18 protein-coding genes and 1 pseudogene are annotated in these 21,934 nt (G+C 55.8%); 8 read left to right on the plus strand and 11 right to left on the minus strand.

The window, feature by feature from the left end; all coding sequences use genetic code 11:
• Positions 1-17: 17 nt before the first annotated feature.
• Genes ACWKX3_RS04860 through ACWKX3_RS04875 form a run of 4 tightly spaced genes read right to left on the minus strand, consistent with a single transcriptional unit; the run spans position 18 to position 3,559 of the window.
• Positions 18-737, minus strand: coding sequence for an ABC transporter ATP-binding protein (locus ACWKX3_RS04860; protein WP_137273152.1), 720 nt, complete (start codon positions 735-737; stop codon positions 18-20).
• The gene (locus ACWKX3_RS04865; protein WP_454541365.1) at positions 730-1,497 is read right to left on the minus strand and encodes an ABC transporter ATP-binding protein; all 768 of its coding nucleotides are present in this window, start codon (positions 1,495-1,497) and stop codon (positions 730-732) included. The genes ACWKX3_RS04860 and ACWKX3_RS04865 overlap by 8 nt, the downstream gene beginning before the upstream one ends.
• A complete protein-coding gene (locus ACWKX3_RS04870) occupies positions 1,494-2,600 on the minus strand; it encodes a branched-chain amino acid ABC transporter permease (RefSeq protein ID WP_454541366.1) in 1,107 nt (368 codons plus the stop codon). Before ACWKX3_RS04870 ends, ACWKX3_RS04865 begins: the two co-directional genes overlap by 4 nt.
• A gap of 8 nt (positions 2,601-2,608) precedes the next feature.
• Complete coding sequence (locus tag ACWKX3_RS04875) at positions 2,609-3,559, minus strand: branched-chain amino acid ABC transporter permease (protein WP_454541367.1); 951 nt, start codon at positions 3,557-3,559, stop codon at positions 2,609-2,611.
• A 171-nt stretch (positions 3,560-3,730) separates the two neighbouring features.
• On the opposite strand from ACWKX3_RS04875, the gene ACWKX3_RS04880 reads away from it, so the two are divergent.
• Both ACWKX3_RS04880 and ACWKX3_RS04885 read left to right on the plus strand, forming a co-directional pair.
• Positions 3,731-4,675, plus strand: a complete 945-nt coding sequence (locus ACWKX3_RS04880) for a LysR substrate-binding domain-containing protein (protein WP_454541368.1) — start codon at positions 3,731-3,733, stop codon at positions 4,673-4,675.
• A gap of 440 nt (positions 4,676-5,115) precedes the next feature.
• A complete protein-coding gene (locus tag ACWKX3_RS04885; protein WP_454541683.1) occupies positions 5,116-5,544 on the plus strand; it encodes a CPBP family intramembrane glutamic endopeptidase in 429 nt (142 codons plus the stop codon).
• A gap of 155 nt (positions 5,545-5,699) precedes the next feature.
• On the opposite strand, the gene yddG is transcribed toward ACWKX3_RS04885, so the two are convergent.
• The gene (gene yddG, locus ACWKX3_RS04890; RefSeq protein WP_137273148.1) at positions 5,700-6,578 is read right to left on the minus strand and encodes an aromatic amino acid DMT transporter YddG; all 879 of its coding nucleotides are present in this window, start codon (positions 6,576-6,578) and stop codon (positions 5,700-5,702) included.
• A gap of 220 nt (positions 6,579-6,798) precedes the next feature.
• On the opposite strand from yddG, the gene fdnG reads away from it, so the two are divergent.
• From fdnG to fdnI, 3 genes are read left to right on the plus strand one after another with little or no spacing between them, the layout of a single operon-like run.
• Positions 6,799-9,846: a formate dehydrogenase-N subunit alpha gene (gene fdnG, locus ACWKX3_RS04895; protein WP_088209129.1), complete on the plus strand. Its 3,048-nt coding sequence runs from the start codon at positions 6,799-6,801 to the stop codon at positions 9,844-9,846.
• Between the two features lie 11 nt (positions 9,847-9,857).
• Complete coding sequence (gene fdxH, locus ACWKX3_RS04900) at positions 9,858-10,742, plus strand: formate dehydrogenase subunit beta (protein WP_006175370.1); 885 nt, start codon at positions 9,858-9,860, stop codon at positions 10,740-10,742.
• Positions 10,735-11,391, plus strand: coding sequence for a formate dehydrogenase-N subunit gamma (gene fdnI / locus ACWKX3_RS04905; protein WP_006175368.1), 657 nt, complete (start codon positions 10,735-10,737; stop codon positions 11,389-11,391). Before fdxH ends, fdnI begins: the two co-directional genes overlap by 8 nt.
• Positions 11,392-11,429: 38 nt before the next feature.
• Here fdnI and ACWKX3_RS04910 read toward each other — a convergent pair whose 3' ends face one another.
• Positions 11,430-11,774 (minus strand): hypothetical protein, encoded by a 345-nt coding sequence (locus ACWKX3_RS04910; protein ID WP_127463522.1) that lies wholly within the window; start codon positions 11,772-11,774, stop codon positions 11,430-11,432.
• Positions 11,775-12,067: 293 nt separating this feature from the next.
• Positions 12,068-12,886, minus strand: a complete 819-nt coding sequence (gene ppk2 / locus ACWKX3_RS04915) for a polyphosphate kinase 2 (protein WP_454541369.1) — start codon at positions 12,884-12,886, stop codon at positions 12,068-12,070.
• 143 nt (positions 12,887-13,029) lie between these two features.
• Here ppk2 and araJ point away from each other — a divergent pair, with 143 nt between their 5' ends.
• On the plus strand, positions 13,030-14,205 hold the full coding sequence (araJ, locus tag ACWKX3_RS04920) for an MFS transporter AraJ (protein WP_058608758.1): 1,176 nt from the start codon (positions 13,030-13,032) through the stop codon (positions 14,203-14,205).
• Between the two features lie 11 nt (positions 14,206-14,216).
• Here the strand turns inward: araJ and ACWKX3_RS04925 are convergent, their stop codons facing one another.
• The gene (locus ACWKX3_RS04925; RefSeq protein WP_202562190.1) at positions 14,217-15,419 is read right to left on the minus strand and encodes an NAD(P)/FAD-dependent oxidoreductase; all 1,203 of its coding nucleotides are present in this window, start codon (positions 15,417-15,419) and stop codon (positions 14,217-14,219) included.
• A 200-nt stretch (positions 15,420-15,619) separates the two neighbouring features.
• Between ACWKX3_RS04925 and ACWKX3_RS04930 the strand changes: the two genes are divergently transcribed.
• The gene (locus ACWKX3_RS04930) at positions 15,620-16,126 is read left to right on the plus strand and encodes an RrF2 family transcriptional regulator (protein WP_058608824.1); all 507 of its coding nucleotides are present in this window, start codon (positions 15,620-15,622) and stop codon (positions 16,124-16,126) included.
• Positions 16,127-16,165: 39 nt separating this feature from the next.
• On the opposite strand, the gene adhP is transcribed toward ACWKX3_RS04930, so the two are convergent.
• On the minus strand, positions 16,166-17,176 hold the full coding sequence (gene adhP, locus ACWKX3_RS04935; RefSeq protein ID WP_088209127.1) for an alcohol dehydrogenase AdhP: 1,011 nt from the start codon (positions 17,174-17,176) through the stop codon (positions 16,166-16,168).
• Between the two features lie 243 nt (positions 17,177-17,419).
• On the opposite strand from adhP, the pseudogene ACWKX3_RS04940 reads away from it, so the two are divergent.
• Positions 17,420-18,017 (plus strand): annotated as a pseudogene (locus tag ACWKX3_RS04940) (inorganic diphosphatase); the annotation flags it as partial.
• Between the two features lie 38 nt (positions 18,018-18,055).
• Here the strand turns inward: ACWKX3_RS04940 and ACWKX3_RS04945 are convergent.
• Positions 18,056-19,765, minus strand: a complete 1,710-nt coding sequence (locus tag ACWKX3_RS04945; protein ID WP_454541370.1) for an ABC-F family ATP-binding cassette domain-containing protein — start codon at positions 19,763-19,765, stop codon at positions 18,056-18,058.
• Positions 19,766-20,175: 410 nt separating this feature from the next.
• Positions 20,176-21,873 carry an NAD-dependent malic enzyme gene (locus ACWKX3_RS04950; protein WP_006175353.1) on the minus strand — a complete coding sequence of 566 codons (1,698 nt, stop codon included), beginning with the start codon at positions 21,871-21,873 and terminating at the stop codon, positions 20,176-20,178.
• Positions 21,874-21,934: the final 61 nt, after the last annotated feature.

Below are 21,934 nucleotides of genomic sequence, written 5' to 3' on the forward strand. Positions count from 1 at the left end.
GATGTTGGTTGGTGTTGTTAAACGGGCATTTCGCCCAAATAAATGTGTGCAATCTGGTCATCATTGAGCAGCGCGTGAGACTCACCGCGATGCACAATGCTGCCGCTGTCCATCACCCAGGCGCTGTCCGTGACCTCAAGCGCCAGACGGGCATTCTGTTCGATAAGCAGCAGGGCGACGCCGCGTTCGCGCAGCCCGGCGATGACGGCAAAAATGTGTTCAACCATCTTCGGCGCAAGCCCCATCGACGGCTCGTCGAGGATCAGCAGCCGCGGGCGGCTGAGCAGGGCGCGGTTCAGCGCCAGCAGCTGTTGCTCCCCGCCGGAGAGCAGGCCTGCCAGCTGGTGCTGGCGCTCACCGAGACGCGGGAAACGGTCAAAAATCTCGTTCATTTCGCGCTTAACGGTGACGCTGTCACTTCTCAGCCAGGCACCCATCTGCAAATTTTCCAGTACCGTCATTCGGGCGAAGATGCCGCGCCCTTCGGGAACCATCACCAGGCCGTCGCGCAGCAGGGCTTCGGGTTTCTGTTTGCGGACATTTTTGCCATTAAAGGTGATGGTGCCGGTAAAGCGTTCCAGCCCGGTAATGGCGCGAACGGTGGAACTTTTACCGGCGCCATTTGCGCCGATAAGCGTGGCCTGCTCACCGTCGTGCAAGGTGAAGGAGACATCGCGTACTGCCTGAATGCCGCCGTAATGCACGTCGAGGCGTTCGACCTTAAGAAGTTCAGACATGGGCGTTGCCTCCAAGCCAGGCCGCAATAACTGCCGGATCGCGTCGCACGCTTTCCGGCGTACCGCTGGCGAGCGTTTTGCCATAGTCGAGGACCGTCAGGCGGTCGCAGATGCCCATGACCAGCTTGACGTCGTGTTCAATAATCAGCAGCGTTTTGCCGTCGTCGCGGATGCGGATTAACAGCTCGCCCAGAGCGACTTTTTCGGCCGCATTCATTCCGGCGGCGGGTTCATCCAGCGCCAGCAACTGCGGGTCCGTTGCCATGGCGCGTGCGATTTCGAGCCGACGCTGGTGTCCATAGGCCAGATCGCAGGCGCGGTAGTGGGCATACTTCGCAATACCGGTGTATTCCAGCCAGTGCCAGGCCTGTTCACGGGTTTGTGCTTCTTCCGCGCGGGCGCGTTTGTGACGGCTCAGCGCCGCCCACAGGCCGTTGCGGGTGCGCACATGCCGCCCGACCATCACGTTTTCAAGCACCGACATGTCGTTAAACAGGCGCACGTTCTGGAAGGTTCTGGCGATCCCGGCGGCGGTCACTTTCTCGATCTGTTTCGGGTAATAGGGTTTGTCCGCAATGAAAAATTCACCGCTGTCGGCCGGGTAAAGCCCGGTGATCAGGTTGAAACAGGTGGTTTTTCCCGCGCCGTTAGGGCCAATCAGGCCGTAGATCTCGCCCCGGTTAATGGAGAGCGAGACGTTATCGACCGCGGTCAGGCCGCCAAAACGTTTGGACATGTTGCGCACGGTTAACAGGCTCATGCTTTCACCTCCTTATGACGTACCGGCCAGATGCCGGACGGACGAACGAGCATGACCAGCACCAGCGCCAGTCCGTAAAAGAGCTGGCGTAACACTTCGGGATCGATGAGTACCGTTCCGAACAGCGCCTGTTGCACCGGTGCCGCCTGGCTGCGCAGCAGCTCCGGCAGGGCGGTTAACAGTGCCGCGCCGAGGATCACGCCCGGGATGTGTCCCATCCCGCCGAGCACCACCATCGCCAGCACGGCAATGGACTCCTGAAGGGTGAAGGATTCCGGTGAGACGAATCCCTGAAACGCGCCAAACAGCGCGCCCGCCACGCCGCCAAACGAGGCACCCATCGCAAAGGCCAGCAGCTTGTAGTTGCGCACGTTAATGCCCATCGCCCGGGCAACATCCTCGTCTTCACGGATGGCGTGCCAGGCGCGGCCAATGCGCGAATGCTGCAGACGCAGGCAGACGAAGATAATCCCCACGATCACCAGCATCAGCAGGTAGTACCATAGCCACAGGGCAGGCACCTTCACGCCGAACCAGTGGTATACGCCGCTGAACTTCAGACCAAACAGGTTCAGAGTATCAACGCCGGTAATGCCCTTAGCGCCGTTGGTGATGTTCACCGGGCGGTCAAGGTTGCGCATCAGGATACGGATGATCTCCCCGAAGCCGAGGGTCACGATGGCCAGATAGTCGCCGCGCAGCTTCAGCGTCGGCGCGCCTAGAACGATGCCGCACACCGCCGCAACCAGTGCGGCGACGGGGATGATCAGCAGATAGGATGTGTGCAGCCCGTCGGGGAACCAGACGGCGAGGATCGGGAACACCTCCAGCAGATGTGGAGAAGCCAACAGCGCGGCGAGATACGCCCCGACCGCGTAAAAGGCAATAAAGCCCATATCCAGCAGGCCGGTGTAGCCGACGACGATATTCAGCCCCAGCGCCAGCATGATGTAGAGCAGCGCGAAGTCGATCACGCGCACCCAGTAGTTACCGCCGAGTTGGGTGGCAACGACGGGCGCCACCAGCAGGGCAAGGCAGAACAGCGTCATGCCGGACCAGAATTTGCGCGTCGCGGCGGGTGTAGGTAGTGGTATGGTTGTCATCGTTTCCCTTACGCTCTGTGCGCCACGCGCTCACCAAGTAAACCGGCCGGGCGGAAGACCAGCACCAGAATCAGCACGATGAAGGCAAACACGTCCTGATAATTACTGCCGAACACGCCGTTAGTGAGTTCACCGAGGTAGCCTGCACCCAGCGCTTCGATGACGCCGAGTAAGATCCCGCCGATCATCGCGCCGCGTATATTGCCAATCCCGCCGAGTACCGCCGCGGTAAAGGCTTTTATGCCCGGCAAAAAGCCCATCGAGAAGCTGGCGTTGCCGTAGTTGCTGGCCATCATCACGCCCGCTAGTGCGGCAAACATCCCGCCGATGGCAAAAGTCAGCGTAATAATGGCGTTCGGATTGACCCCCATCAGCGTGGCGACGCGTGGGTTTTCAGCAACCGCCCGCATGCCGCGCCCGAGCCGGGTGTATTCCACCAGCAGCCACAGCCCGATCATCACGATCAGCGCCAGTGCGACGGTGACAATCCCCGTTACGGTGATAATGGCAGGGGGATGCGCTTCGCTACCGGCGGTGATGGCAATGGGGTCCATGGGCAGGATCTGCGGGAACATCAGCGGATTACGCGTCCAGATAATCATCGCCACCGTTTGCAGTAATACGGAGACGCCAATCCCGGAGATCAGCGGCGCCAGGCGCGGCGCGTTGCGCAGGCGGCGATAGGCGAAGCGTTCTACCGCCATGGCCAGCAGGGCGCAAACCGCCATGGCAATCGACAGGGCAAAGCCGAGCTGCAGCAGCTGCGGCATGTGCGGGAAGGTTGTGTTCAGGGCGTTGAGGGCGGAGAGCGTGGTAAGCGCGCCAACCATCAGAATATCGCCGTGGGCAAAGTTAATAATGCGCAAAATGCCATACACCATGGTATAGCCCAGCGCGATCAGCGCGTAGATGCTTCCCAGCATCACCCCGTTGATCAATTGTTGTATGAGTGTGTCCAACGTTCGTACCCGACAAATTGCTCTTTCAGCGGCTACCATCCAACAAATGAATAAAATTGTAAAATACAGATAAATTATTTCTTATGATAAACCGGTATTGTTTTATCTTTATGATTTGCATAACTATATTGAAAGCCCATGACGGGGTAAAAAGCCTAAAGAAATCAATATATGAATAAAACAGAACAATCGAACGCTGCGTCCGCCTATGGTGAAAGCCGCCTGGCAAATGACCCGCCGCTGCGTGCCGTTCGTGCCTTTGAAGCCATTGCCCGGCTGGGAAGCGTAACGCAGGCCGCGCAGGAGCTGGATATTTCGCCCTCCGCCGTGAGCCATCAGTTGAAGGTGCTGGAAGGGTATCTCCAGATGCCGCTGACCGAGCGCCAGGGAAGGAAGCTGGTGCTGAGCCAGCAGGGACGCGATTACTACCGTTCCATCCGCGCGGCTTTTAACGTGCTGCGTCAGGCGACGGAACATCTGGTAGAACAGTCGCAAACGCGTCAGGTCACCATCAGCCTGATCCCGCTGTTCGGCATGGGCTGGTTTATTCCACGCCTGCCAGCGTTTATGCGGGCGAATCCGCAAACTGAAATCAACGTGGTGTATGCCAACCATCGCAACTACCTGAGCGATGCCTCAGATATGTCAATCCGCTTCGGCAACGGGCAGTGGGCGGGCTATCAGAGTGAAAAGTTGATTTCAGGGCAGATGGTTCCGGTGTGCAGCCGCGCGTTTTTACGCATTCACGGGCATATCGACACCCCGGAGCAGCTTCTGCAAATGCCGTTACTGCACGATGAGGAGCGATCCACCTGGCAGCAGTGGTTTGTGCAGCAGGGGGTGAAACGTCCCCCGCGCCGCAGTGGCCCGATGTTTGAAGATGGCTTGCTGACGCTTGCGGGCGTGCAGGCCGGGCTGGGCTGTGCGCTGATGCGCGAGCCGCTGATTGCGCCTTATCTTGAGAGCGGTGAACTGGTGAAAATTTTCAATGCGCCGATCGACGACGGGCGGGATTACTACCTGTGTGTGCGGTCTGACACGGACATGACCGAAGACGGCAGGCTGCTGCAAAACTGGCTGCGCCGTGCCGCAGGGGGCGAACAGCCCGGGGTATAGCAGACAATAAAGGTGTCGTCGTCGAGCAGACTGCTTTAACATGCACAATGGCAGCCTTACATTTACTTACATATATTCACTATCATTTACATGGGTATTATAAGATATTTTTTTAGCACAAAATGCAAAACTAAAAATGATTTGAGTATCGTAACCCTATTAATTGATTTTATAGAGAAAATGTTTAAACCATGAAATATACCATGCTGAACATGATCATGTTGAGACATGTCAGTCCATTCACTTATAGCAAAAAAAACGTACTCGTTTTTTTCATTGTGTCTGTTATTGCAATAGCTATAACGTTATCACCAGCCATCACGCTCAGCTATCTTTCTTTCGATGAGTCATTTCTTTTAGTGTTTATTGCGAATTTTTTAATCGCTCTTTTTGTATACTTCTTTTATTTAAGAAGTGTCGATGGCTTTAAAATAACGCCAATGACAAATGTATCGTCACTCATATTTTCAGCTATTGTATTGCTTATCATACTGTTGGTGCAGTATGCTATTTGTGTTTACAGAGAGAGTTTATATCATTATGAGCCTGCACAGATAAATTTGATCGCTTTCATGGTCGCCTCCTTCATCGTGCCCTACTATGAGGAGATCATTTACAGGGGATGTATCTTCGGTTGCTTATACTCCGTCTTTAATAAAAGTTATGTGATTCCCTGCATACTGACTTCACTGATTTTTTGCCTGATGCATGGACAGTATTATAATGTGTTAGATCAGGCGATTCTTTTTATGATATCAATATTGCTTTTGATGGTCAGGATAAAAAGTAGAGGCCTTTTTTATCCTATTGCAATTCATTCGTGTATGAATGTGTTTGTGTTGTCGTCAAATTACTTAATCGGGTTTTGAAGATAACGCTATTCAGGATCGTCATACCGATCCTGAGTAGGGTAAGCATGTCCTACCTGCGTCATTCGATTATCTGTAAGCGCACTTGCGATAGTATTCATATTTCCGTACCTGTTCTGCCGGGCAAGTGTTGTGCCCGGCAGCATTAAAGCGGCTCATTTTCGCGTGGCGTGCCAGCACAACAATGACCCGACGCATACCATCACCGCGCCCTGCCAAAAGGCGAAGGAGAGCGGCGCGCTTAACAGGGCGGCCGCCAGCGCGGAGGATAATACCGGCGTAAAATAGGAGGCGGCGGCGAGCAGGGTAACATTACCGTGCAGAATACCGACATTCCAGGCAGCGTAGCCAAAACCCAGCGCGACGCCACAGAGTAATAGCTTCACCACCACCGGTACGCTGAACATCATTTCTGGCTGATCGCTGAGGGCATATTTGATCCACAAACTGAGCGCCGTCAGCAACACGAAAAGGGTAATACCGTTTTTCCCGCCGGCATATTTGCTGGTTACGGTGCAGTAAGCCGCCCAGATAAATGCCCCGGAGAAGGCCAGGGCATAACTCAGCGGGCTGGAGGTAATATTGCGGAGGATTTCATCTACCTGTAATCCCTGTTCGCCGCCTAATACCCAGCTCACGCCCAGCAGGGAGAGGGCCAGGCCGGGGATCACCCACAGAGTCGATTTTTGGCCGTTGAACAAAATCGCAAACACAATCGTCAGGCTCGGCCACAGATAATTGACCATCCCCACTTCGATGGCCTGCGAACGCGTGGCGGCGTAACCCAGCGACAGGGCCAGGCAAATTTCATAGCTGACGAACAGCACGCTCCCGGCAATAAGATAGCGCGGGGAAAAGCGTCTTACATCGGGAAAACCCACCGTGACCAGACATAACAGACCGCTCACGGTGTAAATCATTGCCGCGCCGCCCACCGGCCCCAGCGCTTCGCTTACGCTGCGAATCAGCCCGACCATGGTGCTCCATAACAGTATTGCCGCCAGTCCTGTGAGCGTCGCTCTCTTTCTGTCCATTTCTTCGCCAGTGTTCTTATATTCAAAGGGAAAAGTTATAACATTGATTCCATTCACCTTGCGAATAATGTGCGCGCAAAGTAGCCCCTAAGGAGTACATAAACCCAGCGGCCATGACTATTTAGGGGGCTAAATAAGGTGTACTTGATTTGACGCAAAAAAAACAGGGACTTTGCTGTTAGCTTGCGGCGCGAATTCTCAAAAGTAAACGAGGACAGCAATGGACGTCAGCCGCAGACAATTTTTCAAAATCTGCGCGGGCGGTATGGCCGGGACAACAGTCGCTGCGTTGGGATTCGCTCCCAAAATGGCACTGGCTCAGGCGCGCAACTTTAAACTGCTGCGCGCCAAAGAGATCCGTAACACCTGCACATACTGCTCCGTGGGTTGTGGGCTATTGATGTATAGCCTGGGTGATGGCGCAAAAAACGCCAAAGAAGCGATTTATCATATTGAAGGGGATCCGGATCATCCGGTGAGCCGTGGGGCACTTTGCCCGAAAGGCGCGGGGCTGCTGGACTACGTTCACAGCGAAAACCGTCTGCGCTATCCGGAGTACCGCGCGCCAGGTTCTGACAAATGGCAGCGTATCTCCTGGGATGACGCGTTCACCCGCATTGCAAAATTAATGAAAGCCGACCGCGACGCCAACTTTATTGAAAAGAACGAGCAGGGTGTCACGGTTAACCGCTGGCTTTCCACCGGGATGCTTTGCGCATCCGCGGCAAGCAATGAAACCGGCATGCTGACGCAAAAATTTGTGCGCTCTCTCGGCATGCTGGCAGTAGACAACCAGGCGCGCGTCTGACACGGACCAACGGTAGCAAGTCTTGCTCCAACATTTGGTCGCGGTGCGATGACCAACCACTGGGTTGATATCAAAAACGCCAACGTCGTCGTGGTTATGGGCGGTAACGCCGCTGAGGCCCATCCGGTGGGATTCCGCTGGGCGATGGAAGCGAAAAACAACAACGATGCGACGCTTATCGTCGTCGATCCGCGCTTTACGCGTACGGCATCGGTGGCCGATATTTATGCGCCAATCCGCTCCGGTACGGACATTACGTTCCTGTCTGGCGTGCTGTTGTACCTGATCGAAAACAACAAAATTAACGCTGAATACGTTAAGCATTACACCAACGCCGGCCTGCTGGTGCGGGAAGATTTTGCCTTTGAAGACGGCCTGTTCAGCGGCTATGACGCGGAAAAACGCCAGTACGATAAGTCTTCCTGGAACTACCAGTTCGACGAAAACGGCTATGCGAAACGCGACGACACCCTGACCGATCCGCGCTGCGTGTGGAATATGCTGAAACAGCACGTGTCCCGCTACACGCCGGATGTGGTTGAAAATATCTGCGGTACGCCAAAAGCAGATTTCCTGAAAGTGTGTGAAGTGCTGGCGTCTACCAGTGCAGCAGACAGAACCACCACGTTCCTGTATGCGCTTGGCTGGACACAGCACACCGTGGGCGCGCAGAACATCCGCACCATGGCGATGATCCAGTTGCTGCTCGGCAACATGGGGATGGCCGGTGGCGGCGTGAACGCGCTGCGTGGTCACTCCAACATTCAGGGCCTGACCGATCTCGGCCTGCTGTCGACCAGCCTGCCGGGCTATCTGACGCTGCCGTCAGAAAAACAGACTGATTTCCAGACCTGGCTCACAGCGAATACGCCAAAAGCCACGCTGCCGGATCAGGTGAACTACTGGAGTAACTATCCGAAGTTCGCCGTCAGCCTGATGAAATCCTTCTACGGCGATGCGGCGCAGAAAGAGAACGACTGGGGCTTTGAGTGGCTGCCGAAATGGGACCAGGCCTACGATGTCATCAAGTATTTCAACATGATGGATAAAGGCAACGTCACGGGCTACATCTGCCAGGGCTTTAACCCTGTTGCGTCGTTCCCGGACAAAAACAAAGTGGTCCGCAGCCTGAGCAAGCTGAAGTACATGGTGGTTATCGATCCGCTGGTGACCGAAACCTCGACCTTCTGGCAGAACCATGGGGAATCCAACGACGTCGATCCGGCCTCGATTCAGACCGAAGTGTTCCGCCTGCCGTCTACCTGCTTCGCGGAAGAGGATGGCTCTATTGCCAACTCTGGTCGCTGGCTGCAGTGGCACTGGAAAGGCCAGGATGCACCGGGTGAAGCCCGTAACGACGGCGAAATTCTGGCGGGCATTTACCATCGTCTGCGCGAAATGTATCGCACGGAAGGCGGCAAAGGCGCCGAGCCGCTGCTGAAAATGAGCTGGAACTACAAGCAGCCGGACCATCCTGAGTCAGAGGAAGTGGCCAAAGAGAACAACGGCGTTGCGCTGGCGGATCTCTATGACGCTAACGGCAACCTGCTGGCGAAGAAAGGCCAGTTGCTGAACAGCTTCGCGCTGCTACGTGATGACGGCACCACGGCTTCTTCGTGCTGGATTTATGCCGGCAGCTGGACCGAACAGGGTAACCAGATGGCTAACCGCGATAACGCCGACCCGTCAGGCCTTGGCAATACGCTGGGCTGGGCATGGGCGTGGCCGCTTAACCGTCGCGTGCTCTACAACCGTGCGTCTGCGGACATCAACGGCAAGCCGTGGGATCCAAAACGTATGCTGATCGAGTGGAACGGTTCGAAGTGGACGGGGAACGATATCCCGGACTTCAACACCGCCGCGCCGGGCAGCAAAACCGGGCCGTTCATCATGCAGCCGGAAGGGCTGGGGCGTCTGTTTGCCCTCGACAAGCTGGCTGAAGGGCCGTTCCCGGAACACTACGAGCCGATGGAAACGCCGCTGGGCACCAACCCGCTGCACCCGAACGTGGTGTCCAGCCCGGTGGTGCGTATCTACGAAGACGACGTGCTGCGTTTAGGCAAGAAGGACAAGTTCCCTTACGTGGGGACTACCTACCGCCTGACCGAGCATTTCCACACCTGGACCAAGCACGCGCGGCTTAACGCCATCGCGCAGCCGGAACAGTTTGTGGAGATCAGCGAGACGCTGGCGAAAGCGAAGGGGATTGCCAACGGCGATCGCGTGAAGGTCAGCAGCAAGCGCGGCTTTATTCGCGCCGTTGCGGTGGTGACCCGCCGTCTGCAGAGCCTGAACGTGCATGGCCAGCAGGTGGAAACCGTCGGTATTCCGCTGCACTGGGGCTTTGAAGGCGTAGCGCAGAAGGGCTACATCGCCAATACCCTGACGCCTAACGTCGGCGATTCCAACTCGCAAACGCCGGAGTACAAAGCGTTTCTGGTCAACATCGAGAAAGCGTAAGGAGCGATTAAATGGCGATGGAAACACAAGACATTATCAAACGCTCCGCGACTAACCCTATCACGCCCGCGCCTCGCGGGCGGGATTACAAGGCTGAAGTTGCCAAGCTTATCGATGTCTCCTCCTGCGTGGGCTGTAAAGCCTGCCAGGTGGCATGTTCAGAGTGGAACGACATTCGTGATGAGGTGGGTCACTGCGTTGGGGTCTACGATAACCCGGCCGATCTGAGCGCCAAATCCTGGACGGTGATGCGCTTTAGCGAAACCGAACAGAACGGCAAGCTGGAGTGGTTGATCCGTAAAGACGGCTGTATGCACTGTGAAGATCCGGGCTGCCTTAAGGCCTGCCCGTCTGCCGGTGCGATTATTCAGTACGCCAACGGCATCGTGGATTTCCAGCAGGACAACTGTATCGGCTGCGGCTACTGCATCGCGGGCTGTCCGTTTAACGTCCCGCGCCTCAATAAAGAGGATAACCGGGTCTATAAATGCACCCTGTGCGTGGATCGCGTCAGCGTCGGGCAGGAACCTGCCTGCGTGAAGACCTGCCCGACCGGGGCCATTCACTTCGGGACCAAAACCGAGATGCTGGAAGTGGCGCAGCAGCGCGTCGATAAGTTAAAAGCGCGCGGCTACGAAAACGCAGGCGTGTATAACCCGCAGGGCGTAGGCGGAACGCACGTGATGTATGTACTGCACCACAATGACCAGCCGGAGCTGTACCACAATCTGCCGAAAGATCCGGCGATCGACACCTCGATCAACCTGTGGAAAGGGGCGCTCAAGCCGCTCTCCGCGGCGGGCTTTATCGCCACCTTTGCCGGGCTGATTTATCACTATATCGGCATTGGTCCGAACAAAGAGGTGGATGACGACGAGGAGGAGCATCATGAGTAAGTCAAAGATGATTGTGCGCACGAAATTTATCGACCGCGCCTGTCACTGGACGGTGGTGATCTGCTTCTTCCTGGTGGCAGTATCGGGGATTTCGTTCTTCTTCCCGACGCTGCAGTGGCTGACGGAAACCTTTGGTACTCCGCAGATGGGGCGCATTCTGCACCCGTTCTTTGGCGTGCTGATTTTCGTGGTGCTGATGTTTATGTTCGTCCGCTTCGTACACCACAACATCCCGGACAAGCAGGACATTCCGTGGGTGAAGGGGATTATCGAAGTTCTGAAAGGCAACGAGCATAAGGTCGCCAAAGTCGGCAAATATAACGCCGGACAAAAGATGATGTTCTGGACCATCATGAGCATGATTTTCGTGTTGCTGGTGACCGGCGTGATCATCTGGCGTCCGTACTTTGCGCCTTATTTCCCGATCCAGTGGGTTCGCTATGCGCTGCTAATCCACGCGACCTCGGCCATCATCCTGATCCACGCCATCCTGATCCATATGTATATGGCTTTCTGGGTGAAAGGGTCGATTAAGGGGATGATTGAAGGGAAGGTGAGTCGCCGCTGGGCGCAGAAACACCACCCGCGCTGGTACCGCGACGTTGAACGTCAGGAAGCGAAAGAAGAGAGCACGAAAGGGCTCAAATAGTATTAAACGCCGCCGGTTTCGACCGGCGGCGTTTTGCGTTATTTACTTCCCGCCATCAATTGTGCAAAAAAAGATTTCGTTTTGTTCGTATGACAGTCAGCGTTAATTTCGTTTGTGATAATTTCTGCTTTAGCATGTTCGACAAGCCGCTTAAATCTACGTTTTATCTCTTTCCCCTGAGCGCTGCAATCTGCTGAGTCGGCCAGAAACACAGCCGCATTATAAGCCGCATAACACTCATCTATATTGGCCGGGTCAGACTTACAACCGCTAAATACGCTATAAGTCAGATCGGGATGATCTTTGTAATAACTTATTTCAGGTGTGTCGTTGAGTCGTGAAAATATACCAGGAAGTAAGATCGCTGAGGCACCGGTCAGCATAATGATTCCCGTCAGGGCTAAATATCTGAACCTCATGATTGCTCCCCCAGGCTGAGCAGGGCGTCCTGCTGTAAGGTCAAATGCAGGCAGTCAGTTGAACATCGGGCATAGCCAATGTGAATGTCATTCATAGCGATGTGCGTATAAGGGGCTGGCAAAGAGATTGATATCGTACCAGTGATGGGAGACAACGTCAGCCGTGATTTTCAGGGTCATTCACTTTCCAATCTGCTTCTCATAAGGGAAAGCGATCCGCCGGTTTCGACCGGCGGCGTTTTGCTTTCAGACCGTGGTTAAAATCGTTCTTCTACATACCTGAACGGGTATTTTGTCGGCTTTACTTTACCTATTTTACGCTTCGGTAAATCCAGCGTTTCGATATGCAGGTCTTTATAGGGGATCTGGGAAAGCAGGTGCGAAATAATATTTAACCGAACGCGTTTTTTATCCTCCGACCGGGCGACGAACCACGGTGCCCAGGCGGTGTCGGTGGCTTTGAACATCTCGTCGCGCGCGACCGTATACTCATCCCATAGATTGAACGATTTAATGTCCATCGGCGACAGTTTCCAGGTTTTCCGTCCGTCGTTAATACGGTCGCGCAGGCGGCGCTCCTGCTCTTTTGGCGTCACTTCAAGCCAGTATTTCAGTAAGATGATCCCCGCATCAACCATCGCTTTTTCCATAACCGGCGTGCCATCAAGAAACTTTCCCACCTGTTCCGGGGTGCAAAAACCCATCACGCGCTCAACGCCCGCGCGGTTATACCAGCTGCGATCGAAGATGACGATTTCACCCGCCGAGGGCAGGTGGGAGACGTAACGCTGCAAGTAGAGCTGGCTCTTCTCCTTTTCTGTGGGAGCCGGCAGGGCGACAACCCGGAAGACCCGGGGGCTAACGCGCTCGGTGATGGCCTTGATGGTTCCCCCTTTGCCTGCGCCGTCTCGCCCCTCAAACACGATACAGACTTTCAACCCTTTGCTCACCACCCACTGCTGAAGCTTCACCAGCTCTACGTGCAGGCGGCGCAGCTCTTTTTCATACTCTTTCGTTTTAAGCGGTGTTTTCGTCGTGCCATCAACCACTTTGCTCGCGTTCTTTTTGCTGACCATACTTGTCATCCTCTTGCGGACCCACCTGAAGTGTAATCGACCTGAATAAATGGATTAACGTGTCAGAGATCGGTTTTGAACTGGCTCACCATACCAGTTTGGTCAATAATGCCCGTTGCCTCTCATTTATTTGCGGTTGCGGTATGAAAAAAACAATATTTTCGCTGGCACTGGGTACGTTTGGTCTGGGGATGGCCGAGTTTGGCATTATGGGCGTGCTCACCGAACTGGCGCACGACACCGGGATATCCATTCCGTCCGCCGGAAACATGATCTCGTTTTACGCCTTCGGCGTGGTGATTGGCGCACCGATTGTGGCGCTCTTTTCCAGCAAGTTCTCGCTGAAATCCACACTACTGTTTCTGGTGGCGATGTGCGCAATCGGCAACGCCATTTTTGCGTTCTCATCCTCCTGGTATGGTCTGGCGATGGGACGTTTGATTTCCGGTTTCCCTCACGGCGCCATCTTTGGCGTGGGGGCGATTGTGCTGTCGAAAATCGCGCCACCGGGGAAGGTAACGGTCGCGGTCGCGGGGATGATTGCCGGGATGACCGTTGCCAACCTGGTGGGTGTACCGCTGGGAACCTGGCTCGGACATGCATTCAGCTGGCGTTATACCTTCTTCCTGATTGCCTTGTTCGATGCGCTGGTTATTCTCTCCGTGCTGCTGTGGGTGCCCACAATCCACGATAAAACCGCTGCCCGGTTGACCGAACAGTTTCATTTTTTGAAGCGCCCGGAACCCTGGCTGATTTTTGCCGCCACCATGTTTGGCAACGCCGGGGTGTTTGCCTGGTTTAGCTTCGTGAAGCCTTTTATGCTCAACGTTTCCGGCTTTTCTGAAGGGGGAATGACGGCGATTATGATGCTGATGGGGCTTGGGATGGTGTTGGGCAACCTGATGAGCGGGAAACTCTCCGGCCGCTTTAGCCCGTTACGGATTGCTGCTACAACCGATCTGGTGATTGTCGCCTCGCTGCTGCTGCTCTTCGCGTTTGGCGAGCATCAGACCGCTTCGCTGACGATGGGGTTCATCTGCTGTGCCGGTTTGTTTGCGCTCTCTGCGCCGCTGCAGATCCTGCTGCTGCAAAATGCGAAGGGGGGCGAACTGCTCGGGGCGGCGGGAGGCCAGATGGCGTTCAATCTGGGCAGCGCAATTGGCGCATATTTTGGCGGGATGATGATCACGCTCGGCTTTAGCTGGAGCTACGTTACGCTACCTGCGGCGCTGCTGTCGTTCTCCGCGATGGTGTCGCTGTTGCTCTACGGCTATCAGAAGGCCAAACGTACGCAGGCTAACGCGCGAGCGCTAGCCTGACGGGATACTCCCTACACAAATTTCGCCAGCGGATCGGCCGCCGCAAACGCGACGCTGCGGTCTGCCGCAGGCGGATAAATCAGCTCGTTAGTGATAGCGATTTTGATCTTCTTCGCCTCATCACGCACGGATTTTACCTCCTGCTCCCAGCCTTCGGTGTAGACCGCGCCCCAGCCCCCTAAATCAAGACAGGTCACATAGTTCACCTGACGGTAAGGCAGCGGCGGCTGATTAAGCAGGCTGGCCGCGGCGTTATGGCCCGCAAACTTGCCGAGCTGAATGGCGTGCTGGCAGGTCATCAGCGCCGTGTTGCCCACGTCGTCGGTTTTGGCATGCGCCATATCGCCCGTGGCGTAAATATCCGGGTGGGTGGGAACCTGAAGGTTTTCGTTAACGACAAGACGCCCCTGGCTGTCGCGCTCGCCGTCAATCTGCTGGCTAAGGGTGTTTGCCTCTACGCCTGCCGTCCAGACAACGGTAGCAGATGCGATACGCTCGCCGTTTTTCAGCGTGACGCCACCAGCGTCGATGGCTTCAATTTCACTGTTCAAACGCCACTCAATGCCCAGCTCCTCGCTGGCGGCTTCGATGGTATTGCGCAGGGCTTCGCTGTAGCGCCCGCCGATCGCCGCGCCGCGTTCAACTACGATAACTTTAGTCGTTGTCTCGTTACCGAAACGGGCGCGAAGACGGGCAGGCAGTTCGGTCGCCAGCTCAATACCGGTAAAACCACCGCCGCAGACCACAACGGTGTTACGCTCGGGCGTCGAAGGGCGCGCAACCAGTGAATCAAGGTGCTGCTCAAAGACCTGAGCGGATTCCAGCTGGTCGATATCAAACGCATATTCAGCCAGCCCGGCAATCGGTGGGCGTTTGGTCTGGCTACCCGTTGCCAGCACCAGGCGCTCATAGCTCAGGGTCATTTCCTGGCCATTCGCATCGCGCCAGACAACGCTTTTATTATTTGCATCAATACGTTCTGCGCTACCCGCAATGAATTCAATGTCCAGTTCGGCAAAGAGATCGCTCAGCGGCGCAACCAGCGTGGCGACCTTTTCTTCATAAAAGCGGGGACGAACGCGCAACTCCGCGACGGGCGCCAGAACGGCAATCGACAGAGCGTTATTCCCCGTTAGCGCGGACAGGCGAGCGGCACTGACCGCAGCCCACATACCGGAAAAACCACTACCCACAATTAAAATCTGCTTTTTCATCTTCGATCCTTTTGGTCATCAGGCTGGGTGTCTGACATAACTGCAACTATACTTGTCGGAGTTAACTGCGACAACTTCTTTCTGAGTTAAATTTAAATGGTGCCTGAAATCAGTAGGTTAATCAGATGCGGTGACGATGGCGGTGTTTATCATGTCGAACGCCGCTATAATGACCCGGATAGATGACTTCGGAGTTAATCATGGCGTTTTACAGTTCCGGTGTGGAATACGGCATTCACAGCCTGATGTGTATGGTGGATGCGAAAGGGTGCGAGCGAGAGATGAGCGTCCGGGAGATGGCGGCCCTGCAGGGCGTTCCTTATGACTATCTCGGTAAAATCTTTACGCGCCTGTCGCGCGCCGGGCTGGTGATCAGTACGGAAGGCAAGGGCGGGGGATTTAAGCTGGCGCGGCCCGCAGAGCTGATCTCCGTCCTGGATGTGGCGCACGCCATCGATGGTGAAAAAAACATGTTTGAGTGCCGCGAAGTACGCCAGCGGCTGGCCGTGTTTGACGAAACGCCGCCCGCGTGGGTGTGCGACGGTCCTTGCGGCGTGCGTTCTGTGATGGACAGCGCGCAGCAGAGGATGGAGGAGGAGTTATCGCGCCACACCATTCTGGATCTTGCGCGCAAGATGTACCGCAAAGCGCCGGACACGTTTCAGATTGAAGTGCAGGAGTGGATTTCCGACAGACGGTCTTCGTAACAGGCCGGGCAGGCGAGGCCGCCGCCCGGCATCAGACGCTTACGCGCGTAAATCAATTACCATACGGCCACGGATCTGACCTTGCTCCATCTCTTTGAAGATGGCATTGATATCTTCCAGCGGACGCATCGTTACTTTTGGCACCACTTTACCTTCCGCCGCGAACTGGAAGGCTTCAACCAGGTCCTGACGGGTACCAACCAGCGAGCCCACGACCTGAATGCCGTCGAGCACCAGGCGAGGAATATCAAGGCTCATCGCTTCTGGCGGCAGGCCAACGGCCACCACGCGGCCACCGGCACGCACGGCGTCAACCGCAGAGTTAAACGCCGCTTTCGCGACCGCCGTCACCACCGCAGCATGTGCGCCGCCGGTTTTCTCCTGAATCACTTTTGCCGCGTCTTCGTTACGCGAGTTGATGGTCAGGTCTGCGCCCATGCTGGCAGCCAGCTTCAGCTGCTCGTCATTCACATCAATGGCGATCACCTTCGCGTTGAAGACGTTTTTAGCGTACTGCAGCGCAAGGTTGCCCAGACCGCCCAGGCCGTAAATCGCAATCCACTGGCCGGGTTTGATTGTCGAAATTTTCACGGCTTTATAGGTAGTGACGCCCGCGCAGGTGATGCTGCTGGCCGCAGCGGAATCCAGTCCGTCCGGGACTTTGACCGCGTAATCCGCCGTGACGATGCACTCTTCTGCCATACCGCCATCAACCGAGTAACCGGCATTTTTCACGCTGCGGCACAGGGTCTCGTTGCCGGCGTTACAGTATTCGCAGTGCCCGCAGCCTTCGAAGAACCATGCCACGCTCGCGCGGTCGCCAACCTTAAGCGAGTTCACGCCCGGGCCAATCTCTTTGACGATACCAATTCCTTCATGGCCGAGAATGACGCCGGTCTTATCGCCAAAATCACCGTTCTTAACGTGAAGGTCGGTATGGCACACCCCACAGCATTCCATTTTCAGCAGCGCTTCGCCGTGCTTGAGAGGGCGTAAGGTTTTTTCGGTGACGTTTACCTGATGATCCTGAGTTACGACAGCAGCTTTCATCTGTTTCTCCTTGTTCATGATGTGCATCTGCATTCCAGGTGTGATACCCATTAAGGATTAATAGTTTAGCGCGGTAATGCAAGGCGGCCGCAACAGATTGTCATACTTTCATCCGATTTCAGATTAAGAATACAGCGATCCACCCATAATCAGGGGGCCAAAAAAGTGCCAAAAAACGTCATGGTTCTGTCATGTACCAAACGTAACGTGTTGTCTTCTTGATAACCGAAGAGTTAAAAGACAATGCATCTGGTGAAAAAACTTATCGCAATCAGCGTTCTTCTGTCTGCCTCCGTTCAGGCACAAAATATTCTCGAATTTCCTCAGCCGGAAAACGCCCCCGAAGAATTCTACGCCGTGACCGAAATTCCGGCGGGCGGGACCATTAAATATGAAACCGACGCTAAAACCGGCTTTATCGTGGCCGATCGTTTTCAGTCGATGCCTGTGGCCTATCCGGCAAACTACGGCTCGCTGACCCAGTCTCTGGCGGGGGATGGCGATCCGCTGGACGTCATTTTCTATACCCGTGCGCCAATGGCACCGGGCACGCTGATCAAGCTGCGGGCGATTGGCGTGCTGAAGATGGTGGATGGCGGAGATAAGGATGACAAAATCGTTGCGGTACCGGCGAGCAAGATTGACCCTACCTACGACGATATTCACGCGCTAAGCGATCTGCCAAAAATCGAGGTACAGCGCCTTGAGGCCTTTTTCAGGGTCTACAAGCAATTACCGGAAGGGCGTAAAAAGGTGGAGCTGAGCGGTTTCAACGATGCCGCCACCGCGAAGCAGGAGATCAAACAGGCGTGGGATGCCTGGAAAGCGAAAAACCCGCAATAAAAAATGGGCCCGGCGAGGCTACCGCCGGGCGAAGACTTACAGCTGTGCTTCTATCACCTCAATTTCTTTACGCCACTGTGCCTGTAGCTGCGGCTTTTGATGCTTTGGCTTACGGGCCAGATCCTCTTCAAGCAGCGTCTCCAGCGTAACCAGCCGTTCAAGCAGATCGTCTGCTGATGAAAGCGTCTGTTCCGCAGGCCGGGATGACGCCGCCTGAGGCGCGATACCCGACGCTTCACGCAGACGCGCAAACACCGCGTCGGCATCGTGCCATTCGGTCAGCATACCGTCCTCAATCAGCCAGAACCGGTTGCAGCTTTGACTGATTAACTGACGATCGTGGCTGACTAACAGCACGCCGCCTGCAAACTGTTGCAGGGTGTCGGCAAGCGCCTCTTTGCCTTCCATGTCCAGGTGGTTGGTCGGCTCATCCAGCATCAGCAGGCTATAGCGGGCAAGCGTCAGGCCAACGAACAACAGGCGAGAACGCTCGCCGCCGCTCAGCGTACTGACTTTCTGTCCGTGACGCGCCCACGGGAACCCGGCGCTGATGAGCGCCATTTTGCGGTTGTGGGGATCGGGCGCAAACGGCTCAAGCGCATCCAGCAGGGATGACGCGTCCGGCAGCTGATGCAGCGTCTGGTCGTAGTAACCTGGCGAGACGCGGGGATGAATTTTCAGCCTCGCGTCCGTCAGTTCACCGCGAAAATGCCGCCAGATAAGCTTCATCAGCGATGATTTACCGCAGCCGTTACGTCCCACAATCGCCACCCGGTCGCCGCTTTTAAGCCTGGCCGCCTCGACGCTGAACAGCGCCGGAAGCCCCGGTGCAGGCGGTACCTCAAGGTTTTCCATCTCCAGCAGACGGTCAGCCCGCAGCGCGTCGCCGCGCAGGGTCAAGGTCCACTGGCTGCCCGCCGTGACCTCCGTCTGGCTCTCTTTCAGCCGCTCGACCTGTTTTTCCATCTGTTTCGCTTTACGGGCCAGATCTTCGTTGTCGTACACCTTGCCCCAGGTCGCCAGCCGTTTAGCGCTGGCGGCGACGCGGTCGATCTCCTTTTGTTCCGCCTTAAAACGCTGTGCATCGCTTTCGTCTTTTGCTACCAGCGCCCGACGCGCGGCGGTGCAGGGAAGCGCGAAATGGTGGAGCGTTTTATCCCGCAGGATCCAGCTGCCGTTCGTGACGGCATCCAGCAGTTGTCTGTCGTGGGAGACCAGCACAAAGCTGCCGGACCAGTTTTGCAGGAACTGTTCCAGCCACAGCATGGTGGGCAGATCGAGGTGGTTACTCGGCTCGTCCAGGAGCAGCAGGTCCGGCTCGCGTATCAACGCCCGCGCCAGCAGCAGGCGGGTATGCTGCCCGCCACTCAGCGTGGCGGATTGCAAGGCCATATCCTGCGCAGAGAAACCCATGCTGGCCAGCAGCGTTTCGGCCCTCCAGCGCAGGCTTTCGCGCTCGCTCTGCGCAAGCTGCGCCAGAACCGCGTCCAGCATGGTCAGCGGAAACAGGCTCTCAGGAAGATGTTGCTCGATGCGCGCCACCAGGCAATGCCCGGCCAGAGAGACGCTGCCAGCGGCAGGGGAATCCGTGCCGTCGAGGATCTTCAAAAGCGTGCTTTTGCCACAGCCGTTATCGCCCAGCAGACCAATGCGGTCGCCTTTTTTCAGCGTAAAGGAGAGTGCGTCGAAGAGCGTGCCAAACGCCGTATCAACACGTAAAGATTGTGCAGTGAGTAGTGTGCTCATTGTTGCTTACCCAGGAGTTACAGGCATGTTTATGCCTCGTCAAACATCGCTGACGATAACTCAGTAAGCCCGAGAGAAGGGATTCAGGGGGGTAGTGTCTTCGCTCAAGCCGAAGTTATCGCAGCACGATATCGATAACGCCTGAGCAAGTACGATCACCAAGAGTATGTGAAAAATTAAAAATTTCACAGTACAGCATAACAGGCCTCCTTATATATTCAGTTGGTTAATGGATGAGAGGAGTGTAGCGGGGGAACGCACGTTTGGCTAGTGGGGATCTCTGCCACAGGGGTAGGGAGAACACCTGGCCCGTAGGCCCGGTAAGCGAAGCGCCACCGGGTGATTAGGCTGCACTGCGATCGGGTACCCTGATCCTCTCCCACAGGGAGAGGATCAGGTCGGAGCGCAGATCAAATTGAAGTACGACGATAGCTGCGGTATTCCGGCTTCCAGTAATTGTCGTCGATGGCCTGCTGCAGCGCATCGGCAGAGGTATTTACCGCCACACCCTGCTGCTGCGCCATTTTGCCTACCGCGAATGCGATGGCACGTGACACCGTCTGAATGTCCTTCAGCTCCGGCAGCACCAGGCCTTCGCCGTTGTTCACCAGCGGAGAGTGCTTCGCCAGCGTTTCGCTCGCCGACATGAGCATCTCGTCGGTAATGCGCGACGCGCCCGAGGCGATAACGCCAAGGCCAATCCCCGGGAAGATATAGGAGTTGTTGCACTGGGCGATGGGGTAAAGTTTGTCTTTCCACAGCACCGGCTCGAACGGGCTGCCGGTGGCAACCAGCGCATTGCCTTCGGTCCATGCGATGATGTCCTGCGGGGTGGCCTCCACGCGGGACGTCGGGTTGGACAGCGGCATGACGATAGGACGTTCGCAGTGTTTATGCATCTCGCGAATGATCTCCTCCGTGAAGAGACCCGTCTGACCGGACACGCCGATCAAAATATCCGGCTTAACGTTGCGCACCACGTCCAGCAGGGAGAGCACTTCGTTGTCCGTATCCCAGTTTTTCAGCGCGTCTTTTTTCTGTACCAGTTTGGTCTGGAACGGCAGCAGGTTTGGCATGCCGTCGGTCAACAGGCCAAAGCGGTCGACCATAAAGACGCGCGAGCGGGCCAGCTCTTCGCTTAAGCCTTCGCGCTGCGTCTGGGCGATGATCTGCTCGGCGATACCACAGCCCGCAGAACCCGCGCCGAGGAAGACGATTTTTTGATAGCTCAGCTGGCTGCCAGCCGCGCGGCTGGCGGCGATCAGCGTGCCGACGGTGACCGCCGCCGTGCCCTGAATGTCGTCGTTGAACGAGCAGATTTCATCGCGGTAGCGGTTGAGCAGCGGCATGGCGTTTTTTTGCGCAAAGTCTTCGAACTGCAGCAGCACGTCCGGCCAGCGATGCTTCACGGCCTGAATGAAATCGTCAACAAACTGATAATACTCGTCATCGGTAATACGCGGATGACGCCAGCCCATATACAGCGGGTCGCTCAGGAGTTGCTGGTTATTCGTGCCGACATCCAGTACGACCGGCAGGGTATACGCCGGGCTGATGCCCCCGCAGGCGGTATATAACGAGAGTTTCCCGATAGGGATCCCCATTCCGCCGATGCCCTGGTCCCCAAGGCCCAGAATACGTTCGCCGTCGGTCACCACTATCACTTTGATGTTGTGGTTCGGCACGTTCTGCAGAATGTCGTCCATATTGTGACGGTTCGGCCAGGAGATAAAGACGCCACGCGAGCGGCGGTAGATCTCGGAGAAGCGTTCACACGCCGCGCCCACCGTTGGGGTGTAGATCACCGGCATCATCTCTTCGAGATGGTTCTGTACCAGACGGTAGAAAAGGGTTTCGTTGGTGTCCTGGATATTACGCAGGTAGATATGTTTGTCGATTTCCGTTTTGAAACCCTGGTACTGGATCCAGGCGCGATCCGCCTGTTCTTCAATGGTTTCTACCACTTCCGGAAGCAGACCGAGCAGGTTAAAGCTGCTGCGCTCTTCCATGCTGAAAGCGCTGCCTTTGTTCAGCAGGGGGAATTCCAGTAAAACCGGTCCGGCATAAGGGATATATAAGGAACGATGTTTTTTCAGTTTGTTGTCCATGTCACTCACTCTTTTTTGAAGATCCGTCCCTGACACTGCTGTTTGTCATCTTTCTGGCCTG

The sequence above is a fragment of the Enterobacter sp. UPMP2052 genome, assembly GCF_053709675.1.